Raw genomic sequence first — 16,516 nt, 5'->3', positions numbered from 1 at the left:
ACCGCCCCACCGCGCTCTCGTGTACGCGGTGCGGGCGGTCGGCTTGTCCGGAGTGTCTACGGCCCGCCCCGGTGGGCCAGCATTGCGTCGACTGCATCGCCGAGGAGGCGGGTTCAGCCCGCGTCGGCACGGCCAGCCCGGTGGAGACCGAAGACCGCCGCACGGCGACGCCGTACGTCACCTACGCGCTGATCGGCATCAACCTGGTGCTGTTCCTCGCCTGCTTGGTGCAGGCCGGCGGCACTGATCTGACCCAGTCGATGATCATGGCCGACGGCATGCTGCCGACCGGCTTCTACCTCGACTACCAGTACTGGCGTCTGCTGACGTCGGGTTTCCTGCATTGGTCGGTGACCCACGTCCTGGTCAACATGGTGTCGCTGTACATCATCGGCCGCGACCTGGAACGCCTCTTCGGCCCGGCCCGGTATCTGACGATCTACCTCACCAGTCTGGTCGGCGGTAGCGCCGCGGTGCTCGCCCTGCAGCACGAGCCGAGCCTCGCCGCAGGCGCCTCCGGCGCGGTCTACGGCCTGATGGGCGCCCTGCTGGTGGTTGTCGTCCGCATGAAGCTGCCGACCACCTCGCTGCTGGTGGTGATCGGCTTGAACGTCGTCATCTCGTGGAGCATCCCCGGCATCTCGCTGTGGGCGCACCTGGGCGGTCTGCTGTTCGGTGCGCTCGGCGCGCTCGCGGTGGTGTGGCTGCCCGCGGTGACGCTGAAATCCACGCAACGCACGGCAGCGAAGGTGAATCAGGTCGGCTGGCTCGGCCTCGCCGGCCTATTCGTGATCGCGCTCGGCGCCGGAATCGGTCTGGTGACCGCGCTCAGCGTGTAACCGGCCCGCCATCCCGCCGGATCAGTCCAGATCCGGCTCCTGCGCGGCAGCGTCGCCACGGGTTCGATCCTTCACGACGAAACCCGCGGCGACCAACTCCTCGGCCACCGCCGCCGGATTGACGCCGAGATCCCACTGCCCGAACACCATCAGGCGATGCTCGGTGGTCTCCACCAGCAACTGGCGTGCGCGAAAGGCGAGGCGTCGGGTCGCGAGCAGTTCGATGGACTCGATGTCGTCGGGCCCCAGGTCGAACCGACCGCGGAGCGTGCCCACGGTCAGCAGCGGTCCGGCCGCCAACGACAACCGCGGTCGACGCAGCAGTGCCACCGCTCCGGACGCGATCACCACGGCGGCGGCGATCGCGAAGAGGATCATCGCCGGGCCCTCGGTGTACGACGCGGCCGCGGCGACCGCGAAGGCGGCACCGACACCGATCAACGCGACGCCGGCGGGGATCGGCGTCGCCCAATGCTGCACAGGCTTGTTCACAGAGTTATCCACAGGAGTTACCCACATGGGGATAAGTTACGCACATGTGATTTCCACACTGTGGATGAATTACACACATGTCATTCACTCTCGCTGTGACGATATTTCCGCAGGTCAGCGCCATCCCATGGTCATCAACAGGCCGACGACACCCAGACCGAAGCCGATCAGCAGGTTCCACGAGCCCAGATTGAACATCCAGTGGAGGATCTGGCCTTCCTTGCCGAGCGCGCTGGTGGCGCTGGAGGCGGCCAAGTAGTACACAAGCAGCCAGGCGAGGCCGGCGAGCATGAATCCGAACATGACGGTCTGGTACAGGACACCCGAGGGGCCCGCCTTGACCTTCACCGGCGTGCGGCTCGCCGTGTTGATCGTGTAGTCGGTCTTCTTCCGCACCTTTGACTTAGGCATACTCCTACGGTAACCCAGCGGACCCGACCAGCGGGAACCCGCTAACCTTGCACCGTGCGCATTCTCGTCATCGACAACTACGACAGCTTCGTCTACAACCTGGTGCAATACCTCGGCCAGCTTGGGATCGACGCCGACGTCTGGCGCAACGACGACGACCGGTTGACTGACCTCGACGCCGTCGTCGCCGAGTACGACGGGATCCTGCTCTCCCCGGGACCGGGCACGCCGCAGCGTGCGGGCGCGACCATGCCGATTATTCCGATCGCAGCCGCCGCCGGAACTCCGCTGTTGGGCGTGTGCCTGGGGCATCAGGCGATCGGGGCGGCCTTCGGGGCCACCGTCGACCGCGCACCGGAACTGTTGCACGGCAAGACGTCGCTGGTGACCCACAACGGCGAGGGAGTCCTGGCCGGACTGTCGGATCCGTTCGTCGCCACCCGGTACCACTCGCTGACGGTGCTTCCGGAGACCATTCCGGACGAGCTGACCGTGACCGGCCGCACCGAGACCGGCATCGTGATGGCCATGCGCCACCGCGACCTGCCGATTCACGGGGTGCAGTTCCACCCGGAGAGCGTGCTCACCGAAGGCGGGCACCGGATGCTGGCGAACTGGCTGCGGGTCTGCGGGCTGGACGTGCCGGAGGGGACGATCGCCGCCCTCGAGGCAGAGGTCGCCGGAGCCCTCGGCAATTAGCGCCCGGGAGGCGGTCTAGCCGGGGAGCAGGCTGGATCGTCCGATCACCACGGAGACGGAGTCTTCCTTCTTCATCGGGGTGCCGGCGGCCGGCGACTGCGAGATCACCTTGCCGTCGTTGGCGGATCCGAGGCCGACGGGTCGTTGCGTCGCGGTCAGCGTGCCGTCGCGCCAGCCCGCTGCGGTGAGGGCGCTCTTGGCCTGCTCGACGGTTTTGCCGCGCAGGTCGGGCACCACGAACTGGTTGCCGCGCGAGATGGTCACCTGCACCACGCTGCCGACATCCACGGTCTGCCCGGTGTTCGGCGAGCTGGAGACCACCTGTCCGGCGGGGCGCTCCGAGTCGCCGGCTACGGCGACCATCTCCAGGCCCATCTGCTCCAGCGTGGTCCGGGCCTGAGCCTCGGTCTGGCCGGTGAGGTCCGGTACCGAGACCTCCTTGGGGCCGGTGCCGATGAAGACGACGACGGTGCTGTTGACCGCGACCGAGCTGCCGGTGGCCGGGGTGGTTCGGACCACCTTGCCCTTGAGTGCGGCGGTCGAGTCGGTCTCCTGCGTCTTCACCTCGGTGAAGCCCTGCTTGCGCAGCGTGTCGGTGGCTTCCTTGGCGCTCTTGCGCCGCAGGTCGGGAATGGTGCGCCGTTCGGGACCGGAGGAGATGTACAGCGTCACCTCCGAGCCCTTGCGGGTGGGCACGGAGTTGCCGGGTGCCGTCCGGGTGGCCTTGCCTTCGGCCACCTCCAGGCTGGCCTCCTTCAGCGTTTTGACGCGGAAGCCTGCCTGTTCCAGGTTCTCTTCCGCGGCGTCGGCCGCGAGCCCGGTGACTCCGGGCACCGCGATCTGCTCGCCCGAGCTGTTCCACGGGGACCAGGCGAACAGCCCGATGCCGAGCACCAGCACCAGCATCAGGGCGATGGCCGCCTTCGCGCCGCGACGACGGTGCAGGGGCAGCGCGCCGTCGTACTCGGTGGCGCGGGCGTGGCGAGCATCGGCGCGCCGACGACCGCTGACCGGTGCGACGGCCCGGGTGGGCTCGTCGAGCAGGTCGTCGGCGTCGTCGAGGAGCATCGGCGCGAGCGGCTTGCCGCCGGCCAGCACCCGGATCAGGTCGGACCGGAACTCGGCGGAGGTCTGGTAGCGGTTCGCCGGGTTCTTGCTCATGGCCTTCATGACCACGGAGTCCAGTTCCGGTGCGACGTCCGGGTTCACCTGCGACGGCCGTCGAGGATCCTCGTGAACGTGCTGGTGGGCGACGGCGATCGGCGAGTCGCCGGTGAACGGAGGCTCACCGGTGATCAGTTCGAACAGCACGCAGCCCATCGAGTAGATGTCGCTGCGCGGATCCACCTTGATGCCGCGCGCCTGCTCGGGCGAGAGGTACTGCGCGGTGCCCATCACCGCGGACGTCTGGGTCATCGTGGCCGACGTGTCGTCCATCGCGCGGGCGATGCCGAAGTCCATGACCTTCACGGCGCCGTGATGGTCGATCATCACGTTGGCTGGCTTCATGTCGCGGTGCACGATCCCGGCGCGGTGCGAGAAGTCCATCGCCGCGGCGACGTCGGCCATCCAGGTCATCGCCTGGCGGGCGGCGATCGGACCGTTGGCGCGCAGGATGTCGCGCAGCGTCTCGCCGTCGACGTACTCCATCACGATGAACGGCAGTGGACCCTCGGGGGTGTCGGCCTCCCCGGTGTCGAAGACCTGGACGATCGTCGGATGGTTCAGCTTCGCCGCGTTCTGCGCCTCGCGTCGGAAACGCAGGTAGAACATCGGGTCGCGGGCGAGATCCGGTCGCAGGATCTTGATCGCGACGTCCCGGTGCAGGAGCAGGTCCCGGGCGAACTGGACCTCGGACATGCCGCCGAAGCCCAGCGTCTCACCGAGCTGGTAGCGATCGGAGAGCAGTTCTTCCGGATCCATCTATCGACCGCCGATACCGGGGATCTGCGGGATCCAGTCGGGAAGCTGATTGGGCGGCGTGGTGGTCTCCGGCGGTGCGGTCGGCTCCGGTTCCTCGCTGGTGGGAGTCTCCGAGGGCTCGTCCGGTTCCGACGTCTCGGTGGTCGGCGTGGGGCTCTGCGTGGTGGTGCGCGTGAGCGTCGTCGTCCGGTCCGGAACGGTGGTCTCGGTCTGGGTGGAGACCGACGGGGTGGTGTTCTCCCGGTTCGACGACCCCGACGAATCCACCAGCCAGTATCCGATCAAGCCGATCGCGGCCAGCAGCAGCAGACCGGCGACGGCGGCCAGCACCTTGTGCCCGGTGCTCCAACTGTCGTCGACGATCGGCGCCGGCGACGTCGCGGGCGGCCGAGGCGGCGTGGAGGTCGGGGCGGCGACCGGGGCGGTCGCGACACGCGTCGGCGGACGGGTGCCCGCGGCGACACCGCCGCGCGGCACCGGCGGACGCTGACCGCTGCGGACCACGGCGACGGCCTCCGCGAACTCGCCACCGGTCGCATAGCGCTGCTGCGGGTCCTTGGCCAGGGTGATCGCGATCAGCTCGCGGACCGGCGCCGGGACGGTGTCCGGCAGCGGGGGCGGCGGGTCCTGGATGTGTTTCATCGCCACGGTGAGCGGACCGTCGCCGACGAACGGGCGTTGTCCGGTCAGCGCTTCGTAGCCCACCACGCCGAGCGAGTAGACGTCGGACGCGGCGGTCGCTTCGCCGCCGGTGGCCTGCTCGGGGGAGATGTACTGGGCAGTGCCCATCACCATGCCGGTCTGGGTGACCGGTGCGGCGTCGACCGCCTTGGCGATGCCGAAGTCGGTGATCTTGACCTGCCCGGTGGGCGTGATCAGGATGTTGCCCGGCTTCACGTCGCGGTGCACCAGGCCCTGGATGTGTGCGGCCTGCAGCGCCCAGCCGGTCTGCTCCAGCATGTCCAGGGTGTGCGCCAGCGACAGCGTGCCCATGCGGGTGATCACCGAGTTCAGCGGTTCGCCGTCGACCAGTTCCATCACCAGGTACGCGAGCGGATCACCGCCGTTGCGGTCCGGGGTCTCGCCGTAGTCGAAGACGTTGGCGATGCCGGGGTCGTTCAAGCGCGCGGTGGTCTGCGCCTCGGTGCGGAACCGGGCCAGGAAGGTCGGATCGTTCGAGTACTCGGCCTTGAGGACCTTGACCGCCACGTGTCGTCCCAGGCGGGTGTCGAGGGCCTCCCACACCTGGCCCATGCCGCCGGTGGCGATCAGTCGGACCAATCGGTACCGGTCGGCGATGATGGTGCCGTTCTGCAGGCTCATCAGTTACCTCCCGTATAAGCATTCAACACTGCGCGTCCAATCGGCGCGGCAATCACGCCGCCATAGGATTCGGCTCCCTGGTTTCCGTTCTCCACCACTACGGCGACGGCTATTCGGGAGTTCGAGCTGGGAGCGAAGGCGATGTACCAGGCGTACGCGCTTCCGCTTCGGTTCGGATCGGTGGTTCCGGTCTTGGAGGCGATACCCGACTGCGACTGGTACGTCTGCTGTTCGGACTTCACCATCATCTCCGCGATGGAGTCGGCCTCTTCGGCGCTGATCGGTCGATTGACCGACGACGGCGTGGTGGTCGAGACCGTCCGCAGATCGGCCGTCTGCAGCTTGTCCACCAGGTACGGCCGCATCCGGATGCCGCCGTTGGCCACCGTGGCGGCGATCACCGCGTTCTGCAGGGCCGTGACGCGGACGCTGCGCTCGCCGATGGACGACTGCGCGAGGGCGGCCTTGTCGTCGCCGAGATCGCCGACGGTGGAACTGGCGACGTGCATCGGGATGCCCGGCGGGTTCTCGCCGACCCCGAACTTCTTCGCGGTGCCGATGAAGGCGTCGAACGGATTGCCGGGCAGCTTCTCGGTCACCAACTGCGCGAACGCGGTATTGCACGAGTATTCGAAGGCCTGGGTGAGGCTCACCGTGCCGCCGGTGGAGCCCGGGCAGGCCTCGCCGTTGTTGTTCGGCAGGGAGGCGCTGGAGTCCGGGAGCGGGAAGGTGGGCGCGGCCGTCAGACGGGTGTTCGGCGAGAGTCCGGCGGCCAACCCGGTGGCGGTGGTCACCACCTTGAAGGTGGAGCCGGGCGGATACAGCTCGTCGATCGCGCGATTGGTCATCCGCGACGGCATGTCCTCGTCGGTCAGCTCGTTCCAGCTCCGCTCGGCTGCCGCGAAATCCTGTGTGGCCAGGGAGTTCGGGTCGTAGCTGGGGGTGGAGACCATCGCCAGGATCTTGCCGGTGGCCGGCTCCAGGGCGACGACGGCACCGCGGCACACACCGTCGCATTGGCCGTTGCGCAGCGCGTCGAAGGCCGTCGTCTGCAGGCGCGGGTCGATGGTGGTCACCACGTTGCCGCCGCGCGGATCGCGGCCGGAGAACATGTCGGCGAAGCGTTGGGTGAACAGGCGGTCGTCGCTGCCGCTGAGGAACGCACCCTCGGCGGCCTCCAGGCCGCGGTCGGCGCCGTAGCGCAGCGAGTAGAAACCGGTGACCGGCGCGAATGCGTTCGGGTTGGTCGGGTACTGCCGCTGGTACTTGAAGCGATTGCCGCTGGGCACCGATCGCGCGAGCACCGTGCCGTCGGCGGCGACGATCATGCCGCGCTGCCGGGAGTACTCGTCGAACAGGACGCGGAGGTTCCGGGGATCGTTGCGGAGGGCGTCGGCCCGAAACACCTGGACGTAGGTGGCGTTGCCGAGCAACAGCACGATGATGACGATCACCGCGATCGACACCCGTTGAATGGGACGGTTCACTTGCGCACCACCTGGGTGGGCAGCGCGGTGACCGGCGCCTTGGGGCGTGCCTTGGGCACGTCGGGTTCGCGGGCGGCGTTGGAGATCCGGATCAGCAGGGCCAACAGGATGTAGTTGGCCAGCAGCGACGAGCCGCCGTACGACAGGAATGGCGAGGTGAGGCCGGTCAGCGGGATCAGCTTGGAGACGCCGCCGAAGACCACGAACAGCTGCACGATGATGGTCACCGACAGGCCGGCGGCCAGGAGCTTGCCGAAACTGTCGCGGACGCTGATCGCGGTGCGCAGGCCGCGCATCACGAAGATGAAGTACAGCATGAAGATCGCGCCGAGACCGACGAGACCGAGTTCCTCACCGAACGCGCTCATGATGAAGTCCGTGTTGGCGAAGGGCACCATGTTGGGACGACCCGAACCCAGTCCGGTCCCGAAGAGACCACCGGTGGCCAGCCCGAACAGGCTCATCGCCACCTGGTTTCCGGTGTTGTAGAAGTCCGCGAACGGGTCCAGCCACACCTGGATGCGGACCTGGAGGTGGCTGAACAGCTGGTACGCCACGATCGCGCCGACGGCGAACAGTCCGACGCCGAGCATCAGCCAACTGACGCGCTCGGTGGCGATGTACAGCATGGTCAGCACGGTCGCGAAGATCAGCAGCGAGGTGCCCAGGTCGGTTTCGAAGACGAGGACGCCGAGCGCGATGATCCAGGCGGCCAGCAGCGGTCCCATGTCGCGGGCGCGCGGGAAGTCGATGCCGAGGAACCGGCGGCCCGCATTGGTGAACAGGTCGCGGCGGGACACCAGGAACGCGGCGGTGAAGATGATGATCAGGATCTTGGAGAACTCACCGGGCTGAATGTTGAACAGCGGGGTCTTGATCCAGATCTTGGCGCCGTTGATCGACGACCCGGGCAGGATCGCAGGCAAGGCGAGGAAGATCAGGCCGGCCAGGCCCAGGGTGTAGGCGTAGCGGGCCAGCGTGCGGTGATCGCGCAGCAGGATCAGGGTGGCGGCGAAGGCCAGGATGCCCACCGCCGCCCACAGCAGCTGCTGGTCGGCGTTGTAGGTGCGCTCGGTGGCTTCCATCAGCTCGTCGGTGCGCGCCGTGCCCAGGTCGAGGCGATGGATCATGACCAGGCCCATGCCGTTGAGTGCGGCCACCGCGGGCAGGAGAGTGGGATCGGCGTACGGGGCGAACCGTCGGATCACCAGGTGGGCGACGGCGAACAGCGCGGCGTAGGCCCCGACGTACTTCGCGAGGGCCCAGGAGATCTCCTGCGCCTGCGCGGCTTCCACGATCAGCAGCGCGACCGTCACCAGCACCAGGGCACACAGCAGCAGCACCAGTTCGGTGGTGCGGCTGCGATCGGCCGGTGCCGCGGCGGGCGCGTGCGGAGCGGGAGTATCGGTCACCGGGGCTCCCGGCAGGTCTTGCGACCTTCGTCGTCGACGGTCGGGGCGGCCGGGCTGGACTCCGGCGCACTGGTCGCGCTCGAGGTGGGGCGCTCGGAGGTGCGCGGGTTCGGTTCCGGCGAGGTGTCGTTGGGGTCCGGGACGGGCGTCGGGCCCACGCACAGCGGCAGGAACTCGAGCGTGCGCACCGTCTCGTGGATCTCGGCCCGCGGCAGATTCTTGATGCTGATGGTCTCGACGGTGGTCTGGCCGACGCCGGTGAGGTCGGCGACGCGCATGGGGTCGCAGACCGTCGCCGAATCGACGTCGACGAAGGTGACGTCGGGCTTGTCCTGATCGAGGTTGGTGACGCACACCTTCTCGGACGGCTCGTTGAAGTCGAGGAACAGGATGCCGCCGGGGGTGCCGCGGTGGATCACCACCGACGAGCCGTCGGCGGTGACGAAGTAGTTGGACAAGGCTTGCGCGCGCACCACGAAGAACGCGGTGATCAAGGCGCCCACCACGAGAAGCGTGCCGATCAGCAGCAGGGCCGGTCGCCACGGGCGGTGTCGGGTGTCGGTCGGTGGTTCGTCGTTGATCGTCGGACGCTGGGTGGGCGTGGGCGGCGGCCGGAGTGCGGCGGCGCGCCCGGCGGCGGTCGACGGGTCCGGGGTGTACCCGGCCTGATCGTCGCCGCTCGCGGCACCGCCGAGGATCGGTCGGGAATCGCCGAATTCGTTGTCGACGACGTCGGCCAGCACCACGGTGACGTTGTCCGGGGCGCCGCTGCGGAGGGCGAGCTCGATCAGGCGGTTCGCGCACTGGGGTAGGTCGGCCACCGACGACAGGGTCTCGGCGAGCGTCTCGTCGCTCACCACGTCGGACAGACCGTCGCTGCACAGCAGGTAGCGGTCGCCGGCGCGGGACTCGCGCATGGTGAGGGTCGGTTCCACCTCTTGGCCGGTGAGGGCCTTCATGATCAGCGATCGCTGCGGGTGCGTGTGCGCCTGCTCGGCCGTGATGCGGCCCTCGTCGACGAGGCTCTGGACGAAGGTGTCGTCGCGGGTGATCTGCGTGAGGACGCCGTCGCGCAGCAGATAGCCGCGGGAGTCGCCGACGTGGCACAGGCCGATCTTGGTGCCGGCGAACAGGATGGCGGTGAGGGTGGTGCCCATGCCGTCGAGTTCGGGGTTGCGTGCCACCTGCGCGGCGATCGCTTCGTTGCCGTGCCGGGTCGCGGCGTCGAGCGCCTCGAGGAGGTTGCCGCCGGGCTCGTCGTCGTCGAGGGTGCGCAGGGCCTGGATCACCAGCTGGCTGGCGACCTCGCCGGCCGCGTGACCGCCCATGCCGTCGGCCAGCGCCAGCAGACGGGCGCCGGCGTAGGCGGAGTCTTCGTTGTTGGACCGGACCAGGCCGCGGTCGCTTTGCGCGATATAGCGCAGGCCGAGGGTCACGACCGGAGCTCGATCACGGTCTTGCCGATCCGAATAGGCGTGTTCAGGGGGGCTCGCACGGCGGTGGTCACCTTTCCGCGGTCGAGGAAGGTGCCGTTGGTGGACCCGAGGTCCTCCACGTACCAGTCGTCGCCGCGCTTGGACAGTCGTGCATGGCGTTCCGAGGCGTAGTCGTCGGACAGCACCAGGGTGGAGTCGTCGGCCCGACCGATCAGGACCGGCTGGTCGCCGAGCGTGATGCGGGTGTTGGCGAGGGCGCCGGCGGTCACCACCAGGTAGCGGGCGCTACCGCGGCCGGAGGCGCGACGTCGTTCGCGGAAGCCGCCGCCGCCCGACGGACGACGCTGCCCCGCGGCCGACGACAGATCGTTGCGCATCGAGCGGATGATCGCGTACACGAAGAGCCACAACAGGATCAGGAACCCGAAACGGGTGAATTGAAGGACGATTCCCTGCATTTCGCGTTTCACCTCCCGTGAAATCTGTGCTGCCGGGGGTTCCGGCGGCATGCACCAACGCTTCGATGCAGTACGCGGCCGGGGCGTCGAATGGCCCCGACCGCATTCTATGGGCTGCTGACTACTGGAAGCGGACCGTGATGTCGGAGTGGCCCAGGCGGATCTGGTCGTTGTCGGCCAGGTTCCAGTCGCTGACCGGGTGGCCGTTGACAGTGGTGCCGTTGGTGGAGTTCAGATCCTTGAGCATGGCGTTCTGGCCGTCCCACCGCACCTCGACGTGGCGGCGCGAGACGCCGGTGTCCGGGAGGCGGAACTGCGCATCCTGGCCGCGGCCGATCACATTGGAGCCGGGGCGCAGAGCGTAGGTGCGGTTGCTGCCGTCCTCGAGGACCAGCGTGATGGTGGCCGGCGCCTGGCCGCCGCCTGCAGCGGGCTGGCCGTAGCCGGGCTGCGCGTAGGCGGTCTGCTCGTACGCGGGCTGACCGTACTGGTCGTAGCCGGGCTGCTGGTCGTACTGGGGCTGCTGCTGGTCGTAGCCGCCCTGCTGCTGGCCGTACCCGGCGTCGGCCGGCTGCTGGCCGTAGCCCTGGTCGTACTGCGGCTGCTGCGCGTAGCCCTGGTCGTAGCCGGCCTGCTGCTGGTCGTAACCGGGCTGCTGTGCGTAGCCCTGGTCGTAGCCCTGCTGCTGGTCGTATTGGGGCTGCTGGCCGTAGCCCTGGTCGTAGCCGCCCTGCTGCTGGTCGTAGCCCTGCGGCTGACCGTAGGCCGGCTGCTGGCCGTAGCCCTGCTGCTGGTCATAGCCGGGCTGCTGTGCGTAGCCCTGGTCGTAACCCTGCTGCTGGTCGTAACCCTGCTGCTGGTCGTAACCCTGCTGCTGGTCGTAACCCTGCTGCTGGTCGTAACCCTGCTGCTGGTCGTAACCGGGTTGCTGACCGTACGCCGGCTGCTGGCCGTAGCCCTGCTGCTGCGGCTGACCGTACTGGTCGTAGCCCTGCTGCCCGTAGCCCTGATCTCCGGCGGGCTGACCGTACTGGGGCTGCTGTCCGTAACCCTGACCCTGCTGGTCGTACTGCTGCTGGTCGTAGCCGCCCTGCTGGCCGTAGCCCGGGTACTGGCCGTCGTTGCCGGGTGGGTTGGTCATTTCGGGAGCTCCTCGGTTCGGGCTTTCGGATGGTAGGGCCGGTTCAGGCCGCGGCGGGACCGGACGGGGGCGCACATCGGGATCGATGACCCCGCGCGTGCGGAACTGACCGGTATGGAGCGCGTCCACTTGATCGAACTCTACGACGACGGGGCCGTAAGTCTGCCACCCATTGTCACGGATGAAGTCTTCGAGGTGGCGAGAAAAGATCTTCCGGTTCAGTTCGTACTCGTCACCGACATGGTCCAGATCGGAGGAGCTGAGGGTCACGACGTAGCTGTTGGCCACCAGCGATGCACCGTCGCCGAGATCCTCGGCGGAGGCCTCGGCTTCGCGTTGCAGACTGTTCTCGATCTCCTGCGGAGCCACTTGACCGCCGAAGACCCGCGCGAAGCCGCCGTCGACGGCGGACTCGAGCTTGCGCTCGAATCGGTCGAGAAGACCCACGAGTGCTCCTTCCAGTCGGTCGTCAGCGTGTCCACGTGCTCGTGTTAAGGGTCAATGCTACCGGGATCAAGCTCCGACGTGCTTCTTGCGGCCTCTCAGGCGCACCGCTGGTCACTCTCGTATCGGGCTGCGGTTTCTGCGCCGCCTCACATCGTTGCTGGTCAGCGCCTGGAGCTGTCGCCGATTTTCGCTTGGGCGCTCCGCCGTGTAATCTCGGTCAAGTCGTAAGCAAGACAACGTCGAGCGAGCGACAGCCGCGGGCGAGTGGCGGAATGGCAGACGCGCTGGCTTCAGGTGCCAGTGTCCTTCGGGACGTGGGGGTTCAAGTCCCCCTTCGCCCACCATGAGAAGAGCTGCACCATCGTTACTCACGATGGTGCAGCTCTTTTGCTTGTCCGGGTCGACGCTCGTGGCCGGACGGAGGCGTGAAGAAAACGGGCGGTGTTACCGGTGTGGCGGATCGCGGTCGAAGTGTGGTGCGGTTGCCTGGTGAGCCGTCCACCTCGTCGCAAAGAGCACCCCGGTCCGTGACTCTCCTCGTCATCGCCGCGCTCTGCACCGCCGTGGCCTGCGTCATTGGCGGCGCCAGTGGATTCGGTGCCGCGATGATCGCGACGCCGCTGATTTTGATCGGTGGTCTGGACATCACCGACGTGGTGGTGGTGAACCTGGTGGTTGGGCTCCTGACTCGGCTTGCAGCCGGGTATCAACTTCGCCGACACGTCGAATGGCCGCGGGTACTCATCCTCGACGGCGCCAGTTTGCCCGGTGCTTGGCTGGGCACCCTGGTTGTGACGATGCTCCCGCAAGCGGTCCTTAAACCTGCTGCTGGCATCGTCGCAGTCCTGTGCGGAATGAAGTGTCATGGGTTTGATGGAGAGTGAGTAACCCGGAAGGAACAATCCCTCTCATGCCTCGTCCATCGAAGTACCCGCAAGAGCTTCGTGACCGACCACAAGGATCGATGGGGAATCGAGCCGATCTGCACTGTGCTGACCGAGCACGGCTGCAAGATCGCCCCCTCGACCTCTTACGCCGCCCGCCATCGGCTGCCGTCACAGCGGCAATTGCGTGATGAGGAACTGAAAGCCGAGATCATGGCCTCGTACGACGCCTCCAAGCAGGTGTACGGGATACGCAAGATCCATGCCGACCTGCGGCGTAAAGGTATCGATGTCGCGCAGTGCGCGGTCGAACGATTGTGCCGTGACCGGGGCATTCGCGGTGTCGTGCGGGGCAAGTTCCCGCGCACGACCCGGCCGGCGCCCGAGACCGGCCGGCCCGCCGATCTGGTCGACCGTGATTTCACCGCACACGCGCCGAACCGGCTGTGGGTCGCCGACATCACCTACGTCCGTACCACCGCGGGCTGGGTGTACGTCGCATTCATCCTGGACGTGTACTTCCCGGATGATCGTCGGCTGGCAGTCCTCGACCCGCATGTTCGCCGACCTGGTTCTGGACGCGCTCGCGATGGCGATCTGGCAGCGCAGCCGCCACGGGCAAGACCTTGCCGGTCTGATCCACCACTCCGACCGAGGCGTGCAGTACCGGGCGATCCGCTACACCGAGGAACTCGACCGCGCCCTCGCAGTCACCTCGGTCGGCTCACGCGGGGACTCCTACGACAACGCCATGGCCGAAGCCCTGAACTCGCTGTACAAACACGAACTACCGGCAGACGTGGACTGACGCCGCCGCGGTGGAGTACGCCACCGCCGAATGGGTCGCTTGGTACAACCATCAGCGCCTCCACGGCGCTCTCGGTCACGTCCCGCCCGCCGAGTACGAAGCCGCCTACTGGACCGTCGCGAACACCGGCGAACCCATCCCTCAACCCGCCCTACAGAACAACTGATCGGTCTCCATCACACCCGTGACTTGACATTTCCGTACCGGCGCCATCGTCTTGATTCTGGCGGCCGGGGTGATGACGGTGGTGTCCAGCTTCCTGTAGGCGGATGGAGCGATAGCCTCGGACGAGCGACCGGCGGATGGAGGAGACGACGATGAACCCTGGTGAACTGCGCGCACGTGGGACCGACGTGGCGGTCGTGACCGAGCCGGATCTGGTGCGCGAGGCGTACGCGGTGTTCAAGCGCGCGATGGTGGGCTTGGAGTTCGGTCCGTTCGATCCGGTCGACGTGTCCGAACCCGGCCGCTTCCTCGCCGCATTCGACGGCGAGCAGGTCGTCGGCAGCGCCAACTCCTACGCCACGCAGCTCACGGTACCCGGCGGCGCGCGGGTGCCGCACGCCGCGGTGAGTCAGGTGGGGGTGTTGCCGACGCATCGTCGTCGAGGCGTGGTCACCGCGCTGATGCGCACGCAGCTCGCCGCTGCCGCGGCGGCCGGGGAATCGGTGGCGACGCTGCGCGCGAGTGAGGGCGGCATCTACGGCCGCTTCGGCTACGGCATCGCCAGCCACGTGCGGTCGGCGCGGATCGACACTCGGACGGCCCGCTTCGTCGACGACGGCCCCGGCCCGGGCAGCGTGCGCCTCGCCGACGACGGCGGGGTGGCGGTGATGGCCCCGATCGCGGCGCGGGCCGCCCAGAACGGGGCGGTCTCGCGCGCGCACGTCTGGTGGCGCAAGTGGGAACTGCGCGCCGCCGAATACAAGAGCCCGAGCTACCTCGTGGTGCACAGCACCGACGGCGTCGACGACGGCTACGCGATGTACCGGCCGCTGGACACCGCGGGCTGGTTCACCAGCGACGACAAGACCATCGAGGTGAACGAGCTGGTCGCGCTGAACCCGGGTGCCCACCGCGGCCTGTGGCGGCACCTGCTGGAACTCGACCTGGTGGACACCGTCACCGTCGGCACGCTGGCGCTCGACGATCCGCTCCCGCTGCTGTTCGTCGACGAACGCGCGGTGACGCTCGGTCCGGTGCGCGACGAGTCCTGGCTCCGCCTGACCGACGTCGCCGCCGCGCTCGCGGCGCGCACCTACGGCGACGCCGCGCCGGTCCACCTCGCGGTGCACGACAGGCTGCTGCCCCAGAACGACGGCGTGTACCGCATCGGCGCCGACGGCGCGGTCCGCGTCGCCGCCGACACCCCGGCCGCGGTCACCGTGTCGGTGTCCGACTTGGCCGCGACGTACCTCGGCGGGACGCGCTGGTGGCGGTTGGCCGCCGCGGGCCGGATCGACGTGGCCGACCCGGCGGCGGTCGCGCGGCTCGACCGGCTGTTCCGCGTCGACCGCGAACCGTACGCGGGAGTGTTCTTCTAGCTAGAACTACTGGGTCGCGGTCTGCTGGGCTGCGGCCTGTGGGGTTTCATCCTCGTGGGCTTCGCGGATCGTCGGCAGCGGCGGCAACACGACGCTGCCGAGCTCCTCGGGCACCGCCCCGGCGAGCACCGGCGGCGCGTAGTCGCGCAGCGGCGTCGGAATGTATCGGGTGAGACTGAGTTCGGCGGGCGGCACCAGCTCGGGCGCGACGGTCCGCGCGATGTCCTGGGCGACGGCGAGTACCGGCTCCAGCTCGGCGGGATTCGGCAGCACGGCGAGGTTCACCTGCACGGTCACCTCCAACGACAGCAGCGGGGCGGGCTCGCTGCCGTCGGTCGCTGCGAGGTCGACGGGTGCGCCGACGCGCGTGGGACCGGCGACGGTGTGCTCGCCGGGGACGTCGCTGACCTCGCTGCGGCGGTACCCGTGGTCGCCGGCCGCGTAGCCGAGCAGACCGTTGATCAGCGGCAGCGGATTCTCCAGCGGGTTGCCGACGTAGCAGACGAAGTCGGCGGCGGCCCGGCAGACGGAGCTGGTCGGGATGGCAGCGGCCGGCCGCGGACCGGTATGGGTGAAGCCGGGAATGACCGACGGGAGCTTGGCCATCGCGCCGTGGTCGGCGCGCGGATCGGCCACGAGCGTGAACGAGGTGTTCTGCCGCATCTTCGGGTCGCGGTTCCAGTCGTCGCGGACGTTACCGGCCACCAGGGCGCCGAAGCTGTAGCCGGTCACGTGGATGGCGCTCTCCGGGCAGCGCGCTCGGAACGCCCGGGCCTGGGAGTTCAGGGCGCGTTCACCGCGGGCGGCGGAGACGTCGCCGGGGGTGAGGCCGACGGGGGCGAGTGAGGCCGGGTAGACGATGCCGGTCGCATCGCGCGGGGCGCCGGGCACGTGCTGCCCGTGGGTGTCGCCGACGCCGCCGACCGCGAATTCCTTGGTGTCCGGGCAGCCGCCGGCCGCGGCGGATCCGGCGGCCATGGTGCCCGCGACAGTCGCGGCGGGCGCCAGAAGCGCTAGGGCCAGCACGGCCACCCAGCGTGCGGAGGATCGACGGTGGGGTGATTCGAGAGTCGTTGATCGAGTCATGGGCGGTATCTCCTCGGGGCGGACGGGTCGCTGAAAACCCTTGGCGGACAAGCCCATCCGCGGGAGATGAACCTTTGCCGCTATAGAGATACCGACGCCGTGTCGCCGCTGAATCGCCGTTTCGTT

16 protein-coding genes, 1 tRNA gene and 1 pseudogene are annotated in these 16,516 nt (G+C 68.4%); 8 read left to right on the top strand and 10 right to left on the bottom strand.

What is annotated here, in order from left to right; all coding sequences use genetic code 11:
• The first annotated feature begins 71 nt into the window (after positions 1-71).
• Complete coding sequence (locus ABD989_RS05160; protein WP_345312669.1) at positions 72-839, top strand: rhomboid family intramembrane serine protease; 768 nt, start codon at positions 72-74, stop codon at positions 837-839.
• 21 nt (positions 840-860) lie between these two features.
• Here the strand turns inward: ABD989_RS05160 and ABD989_RS05155 are convergent, their stop codons facing one another.
• Positions 861-1,331 carry a PH domain-containing protein gene (locus tag ABD989_RS05155; RefSeq protein WP_345312668.1) on the bottom strand — a complete coding sequence of 157 codons (471 nt, stop codon included), beginning with the start codon at positions 1,329-1,331 and terminating at the stop codon, positions 861-863.
• Positions 1,332-1,445: 114 nt separating this feature from the next.
• Positions 1,446-1,742 carry a cell division protein CrgA gene (gene crgA / locus ABD989_RS05150; protein WP_246993186.1) on the bottom strand — a complete coding sequence of 99 codons (297 nt, stop codon included), beginning with the start codon at positions 1,740-1,742 and terminating at the stop codon, positions 1,446-1,448.
• A gap of 54 nt (positions 1,743-1,796) precedes the next feature.
• On the opposite strand from crgA, the gene ABD989_RS05145 reads away from it, so the two are divergent.
• Entirely contained in the window at positions 1,797-2,441 is a 645-nt protein-coding gene (locus ABD989_RS05145; RefSeq protein WP_345312667.1) for an aminodeoxychorismate/anthranilate synthase component II, read from the top strand.
• Positions 2,442-2,456: 15 nt separating this feature from the next.
• On the opposite strand, the gene pknB is transcribed toward ABD989_RS05145, so the two are convergent.
• From pknB to ABD989_RS05110, 7 genes are all read right to left on the bottom strand, one after another.
• Positions 2,457-4,364 (bottom strand): Stk1 family PASTA domain-containing Ser/Thr kinase, encoded by a 1,908-nt coding sequence (gene pknB / locus ABD989_RS05140; RefSeq protein ID WP_246993189.1) that lies wholly within the window; start codon positions 4,362-4,364, stop codon positions 2,457-2,459.
• Complete coding sequence (locus ABD989_RS05135; RefSeq protein WP_345312666.1) at positions 4,365-5,687, bottom strand: protein kinase domain-containing protein; 1,323 nt, start codon at positions 5,685-5,687, stop codon at positions 4,365-4,367.
• Positions 5,687-7,174 carry a peptidoglycan D,D-transpeptidase FtsI family protein gene (locus ABD989_RS05130; protein ID WP_345312665.1) on the bottom strand — a complete coding sequence of 496 codons (1,488 nt, stop codon included), beginning with the start codon at positions 7,172-7,174 and terminating at the stop codon, positions 5,687-5,689. Before ABD989_RS05130 ends, ABD989_RS05135 begins: the two co-directional genes overlap by 1 nt.
• On the bottom strand, positions 7,171-8,586 hold the full coding sequence (locus ABD989_RS05125) for an FtsW/RodA/SpoVE family cell cycle protein (protein WP_246993195.1): 1,416 nt from the start codon (positions 8,584-8,586) through the stop codon (positions 7,171-7,173). The genes ABD989_RS05130 and ABD989_RS05125 overlap by 4 nt, the downstream gene beginning before the upstream one ends.
• Entirely contained in the window at positions 8,583-10,022 is a 1,440-nt protein-coding gene (locus tag ABD989_RS05120; RefSeq protein ID WP_345312664.1) for a PP2C family protein-serine/threonine phosphatase, read from the bottom strand. Before ABD989_RS05120 ends, ABD989_RS05125 begins: the two co-directional genes overlap by 4 nt.
• Positions 10,019-10,480 (bottom strand): FHA domain-containing protein FhaB/FipA, encoded by a 462-nt coding sequence (locus tag ABD989_RS05115; protein WP_246993200.1) that lies wholly within the window; start codon positions 10,478-10,480, stop codon positions 10,019-10,021. Before ABD989_RS05115 ends, ABD989_RS05120 begins: the two co-directional genes overlap by 4 nt.
• Positions 10,481-10,601: 121 nt before the next feature.
• A complete protein-coding gene (locus tag ABD989_RS05110; protein ID WP_345312663.1) occupies positions 10,602-12,068 on the bottom strand; it encodes an FHA domain-containing protein in 1,467 nt (488 codons plus the stop codon).
• Between the two features lie 258 nt (positions 12,069-12,326).
• Between ABD989_RS05110 and ABD989_RS05105 the strand changes: the two genes are divergently transcribed.
• The 6 genes and pseudogenes from ABD989_RS05105 to ABD989_RS05085 all read left to right on the top strand — a co-directional run bounded on the left by ABD989_RS05105 (position 12,327) and on the right by ABD989_RS05085 (position 15,304).
• A tRNA-Leu gene (locus tag ABD989_RS05105) sits at positions 12,327-12,412 on the top strand.
• Positions 12,413-12,595: 183 nt separating this feature from the next.
• Positions 12,596-12,952 (top strand): TSUP family transporter, encoded by a 357-nt coding sequence (locus ABD989_RS05100; RefSeq protein ID WP_345312662.1) that lies wholly within the window; start codon positions 12,596-12,598, stop codon positions 12,950-12,952.
• Positions 12,953-13,165: 213 nt separating this feature from the next.
• Positions 13,166-13,252, top strand: a pseudogene (locus ABD989_RS17725) (IS3 family transposase); the annotation flags it as partial.
• 226 nt (positions 13,253-13,478) lie between these two features.
• A complete protein-coding gene (locus ABD989_RS05090) occupies positions 13,479-13,760 on the top strand; it encodes a hypothetical protein (RefSeq protein ID WP_345312660.1) in 282 nt (93 codons plus the stop codon).
• A gap of 10 nt (positions 13,761-13,770) precedes the next feature.
• Complete coding sequence (locus ABD989_RS17720) at positions 13,771-13,926, top strand: integrase core domain-containing protein (protein ID WP_425556480.1); 156 nt, start codon at positions 13,771-13,773, stop codon at positions 13,924-13,926.
• A 151-nt stretch (positions 13,927-14,077) separates the two neighbouring features.
• The gene (locus ABD989_RS05085; RefSeq protein ID WP_345312659.1) at positions 14,078-15,304 is read left to right on the top strand and encodes a GNAT family N-acetyltransferase; all 1,227 of its coding nucleotides are present in this window, start codon (positions 14,078-14,080) and stop codon (positions 15,302-15,304) included.
• 6 nt (positions 15,305-15,310) lie between these two features.
• Here ABD989_RS05085 and ABD989_RS05080 read toward each other — a convergent pair whose 3' ends face one another.
• On the bottom strand, positions 15,311-16,390 hold the full coding sequence (locus tag ABD989_RS05080; protein WP_345312658.1) for a cutinase family protein: 1,080 nt from the start codon (positions 16,388-16,390) through the stop codon (positions 15,311-15,313).
• Between the last annotated feature and the right edge of the window lie 126 nt (positions 16,391-16,516).

The sequence above is a fragment of the Gordonia alkaliphila genome (genome assembly GCF_039542465.1).
GTDB classification, from domain to species: Bacteria; Actinomycetota; Actinomycetes; order Mycobacteriales; family Mycobacteriaceae; genus Gordonia; species Gordonia alkaliphila.
Note: the sequence above shows the minus strand (reverse complement) of the source record. Positions and strands in the feature narration are given on the sequence as shown.